We start from the raw sequence: 11,952 nt of genomic DNA, 5'->3' as shown, positions 1-11,952 counted from the left end.
AGCCGACGGCTTCCGCGTCCTCAGGCACAGCTTCATTCCGCCGAATGACGGCGGAATCGCCGTCGGGCAAGCGCTCTTTGCCATGCAAAACCTGCAAAACAAATAGAAACGGGGAAGGAACCAACGATGAACCTCAACGACACACCTGCAGGCGAGCGCCTGCACATCGGCTTTTTCGGCTGCCGCAACGCAGGAAAATCCAGTCTCATCAACGCGATAGCCGCCCAAGACGTCGCCGTCGTATCTCCCGAAAAAGGCACGACGACCGATCCCGTGACCAAGGCGATGGAACTTCTGCCGCTTGGCCCCGTCCTGCTCATCGACACGCCCGGCTTCGACGATACAGGCGCCTTAGGCGATCTGCGCGTCAAGAGAACGCGCCGCATATTGAATAAGACGGACATCGCCGTCCTCGTCCTCGACGACATCCTTGGAATCACGTCCGCCGATCAAGAACTTTTGAAAATCTTCCGAGAGAAAAACATCCCCTATCTAATCGTAAGAAATAAATGCGATGATGGAACGAGTTCCGCCGCATCCTGTCCAGAAACCGACCTCTGCGTCAGCGCCGTGAAACGGCGCGGCATCGAAGCGCTCAAAGAAAAGCTCGGTCAGCTCATTCCGCAGGAAAAGCCGCGCTCCTTCGTGCGCGACCTGCTTCTCCCACAGGATCTCGTGCTGCTCATCACCCCTATGGACAAAGCCGCGCCAAAGGGTCGCCTCATCCTGCCGCAGCAACAGGCAATTCGCGACATCCTTGAGGCAAATGCACTCGCCCTCGTCTGTCAGGAAACGGAAATCACCGCTGCGCTCCACCGGTTAAAAAAAGCGCCAGACCTCGTTATATGCGACAGCCAAATCTTCCAAAAGGCTGCGGCTGCCATACCCGAAACCGTACCATTGACCTCGTTTTCCATCCTTATGGCGCGTTACAAAGGTTTTCTTGCCGCTGCTGTGGACGGCGTCGCTTCACTCACGCGCCTTGCGGACGGCGACACGGTGCTTATTTCTGAAGGCTGTACACACCACCGTCAATGCAACGACATCGGCACAGTAAAAATCCCGCATTGGCTCACCGAATACACGCAGAAAAAACTCCGTTTCGAAACGTCGAGCGGTCAAACATTCCCCGAAAACTTGCAAAAATATCGTCTGATCGTCCATTGCGGCGGCTGTATGCTGAATCCGCGCGAAATGCTTTACCGCATGAAATGCGCCAAAGATCAGGACGTCCCCATGACGAACTACGGCATACTCATCGCGCATCTGCACGGTATCCTCCATCGCAGCCTGACACTGTTTCCGCACCTTATCGCAAAATTAAAAGCATAGGATATTTTTCTTATTTTATTAAATATATGAGATTTTTTCTTAAATTCCTATGACTTTCATCTTTGTGAGAGCAGGGATTTCGCGCTTTACCTAGAAACACTACAAGTAGAAACGAAAGTTTACACGAGGAAGACTTCTAGTCTTTCGTCCTAAGGAGTAATGCAATCGCGACGGACAGAGCGCGAAATCGCTACTCCCCGATTTTTGAGGAGGTAATATTTCATGGCTCTGCCGGAAACCATCAAGACAAATGAAGACATCATCAATGCGTTCAAGGCCGCACTCCCCTATCTGAACGAAGTCGTGGAAGCTGACATCGCATCCGTTCTTTCCGATGGAACGAATTGCCTTGCTTTCGTACCCGCCAAGAGTTTTTCCATCCCGCTGAACGTGGGAGATTCTATGGTCGATCATCCGGTACTCCAAGAAGCGGTTCGCACCCGGAACACCGCATTCGTCGATATGGACGCCTCAGTCGCTGGCGTTGCATTGCGGACTGCCGCCACGCCGATCTTCGGTATAAACGGTGAAATCATCGGCGTCGTCGCCTGCGGTTTCCGTCCCAGCGCTACGGAAACCGTACTCGAAAACATCGAGCGCATCTCGGAAGCGGCACAGACCGTCTACGCTTCCGTTCAGCAAGTCGCAGAAAGCGCTGACGAACTTGCCAGATCGGGACAGGAATCCGTTGCGCAAGCTGCCATTTTGCAGGAACGTAACGCAGAAACCATCAAGGTCATCGACTTCATCAACGGCATCGCTCAGCAAACAAACCTCCTCGGTCTCAATGCCGCCATCGAGGCTGCACGCGCCGGTGAGCAAGGCAGGGGCTTTGCCGTCGTCGCGGAGGAAGTCCGCAAGATGGCGGAACAGTCGCGCACCGCTACGGAGAAAATCCAAGCGACCCTTTCCGAAATGAACAAAGCCGTCATGAAGATCTCCCAATCCATCGAATCGACCGGCGCCATCAGCGAAGAACAGGCTGCATCCACGCAGGAAATCACGGCAAGTCTCTCAACCTCGCGTGATATCATCGAAGATTTGAAACGCTTCGTGAAAGAACTCAAATAAACTGCACACTTTTATTGCATGTAAGTATAAAGACGATTTAGAGGAGGTCTCCCCTATGGCATTGCCGGAAAATATCCAGACAAACGAACAGCTCATCGACGCTTTCAAACTCGTACTGCCCTATCTGAACCCCATTTTGCCCGACGACACGCGGCTCGTCATATCGTCGCCCGAGATGATTCTCGACGTCGCTCCGGCGAAGAACCTGCACATCAAAAGCGCCCCCGGCGATTCCGTGCGCGGCATTCCTATGGTGCAGACGGCATTTAACGAACGCCGCAAAACATCTTCCGCACTCGACGCGAATGTTTATGGCGTACCGGTCTATATCACAGCAGTCCCTGTTACGGGACCGAACGGCGACGTTCCTATCGTTATTTCTTCGAGCTACGAGATCAGCGACACGCTGAATAAGATCGCCGAAAGCATCGACCACATCGCCAATTCGGTAGAGACGGTCTATCAATCCATTGAGCAAGTCGCCAACAGCGCCAGTGAGCTTGCACGCATCGGACAAGATTCCGTCGCTCAGGCGGGTACGCTCCAAGAGCGCAATGCAGAAACCATCAAGGTCATCGACTTCATCAACGAGATCGCCCAACAGACGAATCTTCTTGGACTCAATGCCGCCATCGAAGCGGCGCGCGCCGGTGAACAGGGAAGAGGATTCGCCGTTGTCGCCGAAGAGGTACGCAAGCTCGCCGAGCAATCCCGCACAGCCACAGAGAAGATTCAAGAAACTCTCTCCGAGATGAATAAATCGGTCACGGAAATTTCCAAGTCCATCGAATCGACGGGCGCTATCAGCGAAGAACAGGCTGCTTCTACAGAAGAAATTACAGCCAACCTCTCTCGCGTGCGCGACATCATCACAGAACTGCAAAACTTCGTCAGCAGTTTGAAAAAGTAAACCCAAAACAAAAAATCCGCACATTGCCGAACACAGAGGCAGCGTGCGGATTTTTGTTTTAAAAAAGACGGATGAAACGAGATCGCCTAAATTTGCACATATAGATAACTGAAATGATCCGCCTTTCCTTACGATACGAAAATAAACTCAACCAGAAAGACGACGAAGCAGCAGGCGGCGGAAACCTGAAAAAGGCTCGCACCATACCAAGCGAGAGCGATGCCGACGGCAAGCGCCGCAGCGCCTGCCGCCGGCGTCTGCGTAGCTTCGATGATCGCCGGAAATGTCATAACTGCCAAAGTTACATAAGGTACATAGTAAAGAAAGGAGCGCAGGAACCTATGCTTGATCGGACGACGCAGAAGCGTCAAAGGCAACAAGCGAATCGCAAGCGTCACAGCGGTCATGACGAGAATATAGAGGAAAATATCATGCTTCATGGTCATGCTCCCCCTCGATCGTTTCCGCCAATGGAAAGAAACACGCAGCCGCCCCCGATATGAGTACCGTCAGGATAATTGTTCGCGAAGAGCCGGAAAGCTCCGAAACGAGCGGCATGTTTGACGCCAGAAAACTCAAGGCAAAGCTGATGAACACAAGGCCAAGAACAACCCTATTCTCTCTTCCCGGCGGAATGACGATGGCGATAAACATGCCATAAAGCGCTACACTCAAGGCACTCAGAAGAGACAGATGCAAAATGTCGCCCGCCAAGATACCGAGCGAAGTTCCCAACGCCCAGACGGGCACGGCAAGAGTCATCGCACCGTAATTATAGGCAGGCTGCAAAAAGCCTTGGCGCGAAATCGAAATGCCAAAGATCTCATCCGTAACGCCGAAGCCTATACCAAGGCGATGATAGAAGGGCGTCGCAGGAGAAAACTTCTGACTGAGCACACAGCTCATGAGCATATAACGCGCATTTGCCACGAGCGTGATCGCCGCCATTTCCCAATAAGGTGCATCTGCGGCAATGACGGTAAATGCCGCATACTCTCCGGCAGAGGCGAGGTTGAAGAAGCTGACGGCAAACCCCTGCACAGCATCAAGCCCTGCGTTATGCGCCGTGATGCCAAGCGTGAAACTCACGACGAGATAAGCGAGCGCGATCGGGGTGCCATCGCGCATACCTTCACGGAAAAGCTGCCTCGTGGTCTTTTCGCCGAAGGGCAAATTCGTCATTTCGCCGTCACTTTGCCCATGAACTTCTCACGATTCACGAGAACACGCTGATGCAGTCCCTCACCGATCTCCCCCGCATCATCAAACGCTTTGACAACAAAGGTCAGTTGGCGTCCATCTACACGCTCAACCTCCGCTTCAGCGCGCACATTGCGCCCCAGCGCAGTCGCCGCCTTATGCTGAATGTCAAGCGAAACGCCCACCGAAGTCCAATCGTCCGGCACAAGTTCATCGACGAGTTCTGCCGCCGCCTGCTCCATCAAGGCAGTCATAGCAGGCGTAGCAAAGACCGGCAGGGAACCGCTCTTCATCGCGATGGCAGTATTCTCATCCGTCACCTTCGTCGTCACCTCGCGCTTCATTCCAGCTGTAATTTTCATTTCTGTCATGATAAAATTCCCCCTACATAAACCCTTCACAAGATCATACCAAGATTTCACAGGAACCCTACAGCGCGTAAAGCATCTTCGCACGTTCAATGTAGCGCGGATCCGAGCTGCTGCTCAGCCACTCAATCGCACCTCTGCCCCCATCTGCACGCAGAGCATCCACTTCTTGCAGACGACGCTTGAGTTCATGCGCCGTACCCGCCGCCCCGTCAAAGATCTGCACCGCTTGTCCCACGACCTCTTGTATTGCATCACGCACAAACGGAAAATGCGTACAGCCGAGCACGACACAATCTGCCGGCGTCTGCAAAACATCGGCAAACCGCTTCCTCAAATACCGCAAGAGTGCATCGGAGTGCGTCTCACCGCGCTCGACAAACTCCACGATCTCAGGGCACGGCAGTTTGACTATCTCCCCTGCGTCCTTGAATCGCTCCATGAGACGTGCAAACTTCTTTTGCTTGAGCGTCGCATGTGTCGCCATGACGATGACGCGCGGCTTCTCACGGCTCAAGATTGCAGGTTTGAGCGCCGGCTCCATGCCGATGATCGGGATCTGCCTGTATCGGCGGCGCAGCGGCGCACAGGCGGCGCTCGTCGCTGTATTGCAGGCAAGAACGACAGCTTTCACCCCAGCCGCTGCCATACGGTCGATCTGCGCCGTAGTCAAAGCGCGAATCTCCCGCTCCGTTTTCTCCCCATAAGGCGCATTCGCAGCGTCGCCAAAATAAATGAAATCCTCGGCTGGCAAAAGAGACACGATCTCTCGCAGCACACTGACGCCGCCGAGACCCGAATCAAAAACACCGATGGGCTGTTCCTTTCTCATCTTTTCCCATCCTCCTTCCCGTATGCCAAGAACTCATCCTTTCCTATTCTAATGAGTTTGCCGCGAAAAATCAACCATTGACAAGAAAAGCTCCCGATCAGATCATTCCAATCGGGAGCAAAAACCGTCTATGCCAAAGCGGCAGAATCATCTGCGCGCCTTCGCCGCTTCAATCAACTGATTCGCCGTCTTTTCCGGCACTTCCTCGTAGTGGGAGAACCGCAGCGTATAGGCGCCGCGCCCCTGCGTCAAGGAACGCAGCTCCGTCGCATACTTATGCAGCGATGCGAGCGGCACTTGCGCACGCACTTCACTCGTATCCTTGTTGATCATCTCCATGCCGAGAATACGCGCACGCTTCGCATTGAGCTGTCCCATGACGTCGCCCATATAATATTCCGGCGCCTGAACCGTCATCTCATAAATCGGCTCAAGAAGCACGGGATTCGCTTCCATAACGCCCCTTCGAAGAGCCGTCGCCGTCGCCGTCTTAAAGGCGACTTCGGAAGAATCGACGGTGTGGTAAGAGCCATCGTAGAGATTGACCTTCACATCGACGACGGGATAGCCCGCGAGGATGCCTGCGGCAAGCGTCTCCGCCGTCCCCTTCTCCACAGCCGGAACGTATTGGCGCGGTACACTGCCGCCGAAGATGTTCTCCGTAAATTCATTGCCTGTACCAGCTTCACGCGGCGAAATTTCGAGCATGACATGCCCGTACTGACCATGACCGCCGCTTTGCTTCTTATGCTTGCCTTCTGCCTTGACGCTCTTGCGGATCGTTTCGCGGTAAGCGATGCGCGGCTCGCTGAAGATCGCTTCGATGCCGAACTTGCGCTTCATCTTCTCCTGCAAAACCTCGATGTGAACCTCGCCGATGCCGCGAATCAAGGTTTCTTTCGTTTCCGCATCCTTGTCCAGTCGAAGGCTTGGATCTTCTTCACATTCTTTGGCGAGCGCGGCAAAAACCTTGTCCTCCTCACCCTTTTTCTTCACATAGACCGCCTGCGCCAGCATGGGCGTCGGAAACTCAATCGCATCATAGAAAAGCGGCGCCTCTTTTGCAACAAGCGTATCCGACGTGCGCGTATTTTGCAGCTTCGCAGCAACGACGATATCGCCGCCGTGCGCCTTAGCGACGGCAATCTGCTTCTTCCCCTGCATCGTATAGAGCGTACTCACTCGCTCTGTCTGTCCCTGCGTAATATTCCAATACGAAGCATCGCCCTTCATCTCACCCGAAAAGATGCGGATGAAGCTCAATCGTCCGACAAACGGATCGACGATTGTCTTAAACACCTGTGCAGAAAAAGCGTCCTGCGGCGCGCGCTCCGCCAATTCCTCTCCATCGGGCAAAGTGCCCACGACAGTACGGTCTGTCGGCGCCGGCAGGTATTCGACCATATCGTTCAAGAGCGCGTGCATACCGACGTTCAGAGAAGCCGAGCCGCAGAGTACGGGGAATATCTTGCCCGTTTCGATGCCTTCAATCAAGGCTTCTGCCACTTCGCGTTCGTCAAGCTCCTCGCCCTCAATATACTTTTCGAGAAGCGTGTTGTTGATTTCGGCGACGCCTTCAATGAGTGCCTGACGCGCTTCTTCCACTTCATCTTTCATATATTCGGGAATCTCATCTAAAGCCACACAGTTATTCCTATCGCGTTCCTTAATGCGAACCGTCATGGCAAGGAGATCAACGACGCCTTGGAAAGCCGCCTCCCTGCCGACGGGCAGCTGGATAGGAACGACGCCCGTACCGAAACGCAACCGCAGCTCCTGAACGACATTTTGAAAATCTGCATGTTCACGGTCGATCTTGTTCACGAAAAACGCTCGCGGCAAATCCATCGCTTCCGCATAGCGCCAGACCTTCTCCGTCTCGACCTCGATACCCGAAACAGCGGATATAACGATAAGCGCACTGTCCGCCGCCTGCAATGCGCTCTTGACTTCGCCGACAAAGTCGGGATAGCCCGGAGTGTCAAGGATGTTGAGCTTATGATCGAGCCATTCGCAGGCGAGCAGCGAAGTCTGGATACTAAGCTCGCGCCGCGTCTCTTCCGGCTCATAGTCTGACGCCATCGTTCCGTCGGCAACGCTGCCGCGTCTCTTGATCGCTCCCGTATTGAAGAGGCAGTCCTCCGCGATGCTCGTCTTGCCCGATTTGCCGTGCCCGACCAAGGCAATGTTGCGGATATTCGTGCTTGCGTACTCTTTCATTTGATCAACTCCTCGTTATATTATGTTTTCTTTATTCTCTGAATACTCGATATATCCTGCTTTTTGCAGCAAGATTATTTTCGATCCATCCCCCCGCCCTGCGGTTTCATCCATCTCTCCGCTCGGAAAGCATGACTCTTTCATCCGCATCGTGTTCCTGCAGCATGACGCGAATCTCTTCCTTCGACGAAGTCGGGACATTTTTCCCAACGAAATCTGCACGAATCGGCAATTCCCTATGACCGCGATCAATCAAGACGGCAAGCTGTATGCTCTTCGGTCGTCCCATATCAATCAAAGCGTCGAGAGCCGCACGAATCGTCCTGCCCGTGTAGAGTACGTCGTCGACGAGCACGATGGTCTTGTCCGTAATATCGACAGGAATCTCCGTCTCACGCACGACAGGCTGATACGACAACGTCGAGAGATCATCGCGATACAGCGTGATGTCGAGGATGCCCAGAGCCGGTCGAATTCCTTCAATTCGCTCAATCATCGCCGCGATTCGCTCCGAGAGCGGAATCCCCCGACTCCGTATGCCAACGAGGACGATGTTCTGCGTTCCCTTGTTCCTCTCTACAATTTCATGCGAAATGCGCGTCAATGCACGGCGAATCGCATCCTCATCCATCAGAACGGTCTTGTCCACCCATGATGCCATGTCATCCCTCTCCTCTCCCATATCCAAAGATGCGCGTTGCCTTCACCATATATCCGACGACCTCATCGACCCCGCCGTAAATCATGCAGGATCTTCTTCATATCCTGCGGCATATCCGCGGCAAAGCGCATACGTTCTTTCGTACGCGGATGCGTAAGAAGAAGCTCACACGAATGAAGCGCCTGACCCTCTATGGCAAAAGGCGCTTTCCTGCCATATTTCGGATCGCCGAGCACAGGATGCCCGATGTACGCCATGTGGACGCGAATCTGATGCGTGCGTCCCGTTTGCAGGCGGCACTCGACGAAGGTATATGCAGAGAAACGCTCCATGACACGAAAGAGCGTCGTCGCATCCTTGCCGTTCGGCACGACAGCCATCTTCTTGCGCTCTGTCGGATGACGTCCGATGGGCGCACGAATCACACCGTTTTCTTCCGCAATATTGCCAGAGACAAAGGCCTGATATGTTCGATGCGCCGATTTCAAGCGAATCTGCTCGGCGAGATCGACGTGCGCCGCATCATTTTTCGCCGCCACCATGACGCCCGACGTATCCTTATCCAGACGATGCACGATACCCGGACGAATGACGCCGTTGATGCCCGAAAGATCCCCACAGTGATACAGCAGCGCATTGACCAGCGTACCGCTCGAAACGCCCGGCGCCGGATGAACGACCATGCCGCGCGTCTTATTGATGACGATCATATCTTGATCCTCATACAATACATCCAACGGAATCGGCTCCGGCAAAATCTTTAATTCCTGTGCTTCAAGCACACGCACTTGAAGGCTGTCGCCCGAGCGCAGCCTGTCATTCGCCTTCGCTTCCCTGCCGTTGCGCAGAACGGCGCCGTCGGCGATCATTTTTTGTATATGTGAGCGAGAAAACTGCGTTTTTTTATCGGCAAGAAACACATCGAGGCGTTTCCCGCAAGATGCTTCATCGACGATCAGCAACTCTTCCATCATCATGAATTCTCCGCCGCGTGCATTTTGAAGAGTATCGCATAGATGATGGCGGCAACGCCGAGTACGATGGCAATATCTGCGATATTAAACACAGGCCATATACGAAAATCGAAGAAATCTATGACATGACCAAAACGTATGCGGTCGATCAAATTGCCAAAGGCGCCGCCGATAAGAAGCGCCGTGCCGTAGCGAAACATCGGACATTGGCGGCGAATATACGGAAGGAGACCGATGCCCAGAAGGACGATGGCGATCCCCATGACGATAAAAAAAGAGCGCTGATGGGCAAGGATGCCAAAAGCGGCGCCGGGATTCAAAACGAACGTGATATGAAAAATATCTTGTATGACGGGAAAGGACATCCCCGGAAACATTTCATGAGCAACAATGAATTTTATGAGTTGATCCAAAACGACGATACCGATACTCAGAAAAATAGGCACGAGAACGCCTCATCCCTTTCTATATGGCGAAACCTTTGCTTACCGCAGTTATAAGTAGCGATGGAGCAGAACGCTGATGCGGCCCTTCTTCGTCTGTCCGCGAATCTCCGATACTTCCAGCCGCCCCCTGCCGCGCATGGAGAGCGCATCGCCCTCTTTCACAGACTGCGAAGCGTTTTTGACGGACTGCCAATTCAGCTTGAGCTTTTCCGCCGCAATATCCGCTGCCGCACGGCTGCGAGACATGCCAAAGCCTGCAGCGGCGATGGAATCAACGCGCAGGGAAGCCACGGTCGCACGGATCTCCTTGCAGCGTTCCTCACGCGGCGTCAACGACGACAACTCTTCCAAAGAACAGCAAACATGCGCCGCGCCAAACTGCACACAGTTCTGCAGAAGAAAATCTGTCATATTTTCAACGGCAACGATTTTTGCCGTTCCCTGCTGCAGCTGAATATCGCCGATGATCTCGCGCTCAACGCCCAGTCCCATAAGAGCGCCCAGCACATCGCGATGAGAAATATGTGTGAACGCGTCCTTCCACTGCGCTTTTACAACAGCGATTTCCCATGCAGGCGCGCCACGAAAATCTTCATGCTGAAAAACGGCGCGCTGGCGTTCCGCCCCCAAATAACCGCCGTTGAAAGAAACCTTCAAGCCATCGAAGTTTGCAGCCACGACCTCAGCGATCTCCTGTCCAAAGGGATCAAGAAACGCCGTGAGGCGAAACTTTTGATTCTTCATCGCCTTTTCCGCAGCATCCACCAATTTTACTGCCGTTTCTTCGCCTTCAGAACCGCGATAAAAGCGCAGGATTTTTTCTCTATTCGACATATCATTCCCCTAAAGACTTGGATTTTTCCGCCGCACAAAGCACGGCGTCCAGAAAAGCGCCGCACACGGCACGCTGCTCAAGCACGCGCACGCCGGCGATCGTCGTCCCCGCCGGCGATGTAACCTGGTCGCGAAGTTCTGCGGGATGCCGTTTCGTATCAAGAACCATCTTAGCGGCTCCAAGCATCGTCTGCGCCGCCATGAGCAGAGCTTCTTTGCGAGGCAGACCAGCCGCCACGCCGCCGTCTGCGAGCGCACCGATGACAAGGAAAGCGAACGCCGGACCGCTGCCCGACAGTCCCGTAACAGCATCCATCAAAGATTCTTTAAGACAGACGACCTTGCCCGCCGCCGCAAGAATCTCATGCACCTTTTCTTCATGCGCTTCTTCTGCGCACGAACCGAGCGCATAGGCAGACATCCCTGCGCCTACGGCAAGCGGCGTATTGGGCATGACGCGGATGACCGGCTGCTGCGGAAACATGTTCTCGATCCTGGAAAGCGTCAGTCCTGCCACGATGGAGACAAGAACAGCGTCGGGACGCAAATGCCCGCGAAGCTCTTCCATCGCCTTTTCCGCTGCATTCGGCTTGACAGCGAGGAATACCACGTCCATATCTTCCAAAAAAGCCGCCGCACTGCAAAAAGCCTGTACGCCATATTTCCTGCGCAGCTCCTCTGCACGCGCCGCCTTATGCTCCGATACAAAAACATCCGACGCCAAAAGCACATTCTCGCGCAAAACTCCGGCAATGACAGCTTCCGCCATCATGCCGCCGCCGATCAAAGCAAGTTTCATTGCAGCCGCCTTATTTCTTCAGCCACGGCATTTCAGCCGACACCGATTTCTTATCTTCGGAATACGAAATATTGACATTGCTCGGCGCACAGAAAAAGACATTGTGACTGACCTTTTTGATTTCACCATTCAAGGCGTAGATCGTACCGCTGATGAAATCTGTGATACGCTTGGCATCCTCTTCGATAGTGTTTTCGAAATTGATGACGACGGGCCTCTTTTCACGCAGACAGTTCGCCACTTGCTGTGCGTCGTCAAAGGACTTTGGCTCGATGACGACGACCTTCATCTTGTAGGCGGTGACA

General features: G+C 53.7%; 14 protein-coding genes. 3 read left to right on the top strand and 11 right to left on the bottom strand.

Going from position 1 to position 11,952, the window contains the following annotated elements; translation table 11 throughout:
* Positions 1-126 precede the first annotated feature (126 nt).
* The 3 genes from hydF to ACTTKG_RS05735 all read left to right on the top strand — a co-directional run bounded on the left by hydF (position 127) and on the right by ACTTKG_RS05735 (position 3,313).
* Positions 127-1,332, top strand: a complete 1,206-nt coding sequence (gene hydF, locus ACTTKG_RS05745) for a [FeFe] hydrogenase H-cluster maturation GTPase HydF (protein WP_442673295.1) — start codon at positions 127-129, stop codon at positions 1,330-1,332.
* Between the two features lie 222 nt (positions 1,333-1,554).
* Positions 1,555-2,403, top strand: a complete 849-nt coding sequence (locus ACTTKG_RS05740; protein WP_442673294.1) for a methyl-accepting chemotaxis protein — start codon at positions 1,555-1,557, stop codon at positions 2,401-2,403.
* A gap of 55 nt (positions 2,404-2,458) precedes the next feature.
* Positions 2,459-3,313, top strand: a complete 855-nt coding sequence (locus ACTTKG_RS05735) for a methyl-accepting chemotaxis protein (protein WP_442673293.1) — start codon at positions 2,459-2,461, stop codon at positions 3,311-3,313.
* Positions 3,314-3,441: 128 nt separating this feature from the next.
* Here the strand turns inward: ACTTKG_RS05735 and ACTTKG_RS05730 are convergent, their stop codons facing one another.
* From ACTTKG_RS05730 to ACTTKG_RS05680, 11 genes are all read right to left on the bottom strand, one after another.
* Positions 3,442-3,753 (bottom strand): AzlD domain-containing protein, encoded by a 312-nt coding sequence (locus ACTTKG_RS05730; protein ID WP_442673292.1) that lies wholly within the window; start codon positions 3,751-3,753, stop codon positions 3,442-3,444.
* Positions 3,743-4,495 carry an AzlC family ABC transporter permease gene (locus ACTTKG_RS05725; RefSeq protein ID WP_442673291.1) on the bottom strand — a complete coding sequence of 251 codons (753 nt, stop codon included), beginning with the start codon at positions 4,493-4,495 and terminating at the stop codon, positions 3,743-3,745. The genes ACTTKG_RS05730 and ACTTKG_RS05725 overlap by 11 nt, the downstream gene beginning before the upstream one ends.
* Positions 4,492-4,884 carry a thioesterase family protein gene (locus tag ACTTKG_RS05720; RefSeq protein ID WP_442673290.1) on the bottom strand — a complete coding sequence of 131 codons (393 nt, stop codon included), beginning with the start codon at positions 4,882-4,884 and terminating at the stop codon, positions 4,492-4,494. The genes ACTTKG_RS05725 and ACTTKG_RS05720 overlap by 4 nt, the downstream gene beginning before the upstream one ends.
* A 58-nt stretch (positions 4,885-4,942) precedes the next feature.
* The gene (murI, locus tag ACTTKG_RS05715) at positions 4,943-5,713 is read right to left on the bottom strand and encodes a glutamate racemase (protein WP_442673289.1); all 771 of its coding nucleotides are present in this window, start codon (positions 5,711-5,713) and stop codon (positions 4,943-4,945) included.
* Positions 5,714-5,860: 147 nt separating this feature from the next.
* Positions 5,861-7,933, bottom strand: coding sequence for an elongation factor G (gene fusA / locus ACTTKG_RS05710; protein WP_442673288.1), 2,073 nt, complete (start codon positions 7,931-7,933; stop codon positions 5,861-5,863).
* A 106-nt stretch (positions 7,934-8,039) separates the two neighbouring features.
* Positions 8,040-8,594 carry a bifunctional pyr operon transcriptional regulator/uracil phosphoribosyltransferase PyrR gene (pyrR, locus tag ACTTKG_RS05705; RefSeq protein WP_442673287.1) on the bottom strand — a complete coding sequence of 185 codons (555 nt, stop codon included), beginning with the start codon at positions 8,592-8,594 and terminating at the stop codon, positions 8,040-8,042.
* A gap of 62 nt (positions 8,595-8,656) precedes the next feature.
* Positions 8,657-9,565: an RluA family pseudouridine synthase gene (locus ACTTKG_RS05700; RefSeq protein WP_442673296.1), complete on the bottom strand. Its 909-nt coding sequence runs from the start codon at positions 9,563-9,565 to the stop codon at positions 8,657-8,659.
* A gap of 2 nt (positions 9,566-9,567) precedes the next feature.
* Positions 9,568-10,014: a signal peptidase II gene (gene lspA, locus ACTTKG_RS05695; RefSeq protein WP_442673286.1), complete on the bottom strand. Its 447-nt coding sequence runs from the start codon at positions 10,012-10,014 to the stop codon at positions 9,568-9,570.
* 48 nt (positions 10,015-10,062) lie between these two features.
* Entirely contained in the window at positions 10,063-10,848 is a 786-nt protein-coding gene (locus tag ACTTKG_RS05690) for an RNA-binding protein (protein ID WP_442673285.1), read from the bottom strand.
* 1 nt (position 10,849) lies between these two features.
* Positions 10,850-11,647, bottom strand: coding sequence for a pyrroline-5-carboxylate reductase (gene proC, locus ACTTKG_RS05685; RefSeq protein ID WP_442673284.1), 798 nt, complete (start codon positions 11,645-11,647; stop codon positions 10,850-10,852).
* Between the two features lie 10 nt (positions 11,648-11,657).
* Positions 11,658-11,952, bottom strand: a 295-nt coding sequence (locus tag ACTTKG_RS05680) for a cell division protein SepF (RefSeq protein ID WP_442673283.1), incomplete at its 5' end; no start/stop codon positions are given.

Origin of the sequence: Selenomonas sp. (assembly GCF_052169755.1) — a bacterium.
Classification (GTDB): domain Bacteria; phylum Bacillota; class Negativicutes; order Selenomonadales; family Selenomonadaceae; genus Selenomonas.
Note: the sequence above shows the minus strand (reverse complement) of the source record. Positions and strands in the feature narration are given on the sequence as shown.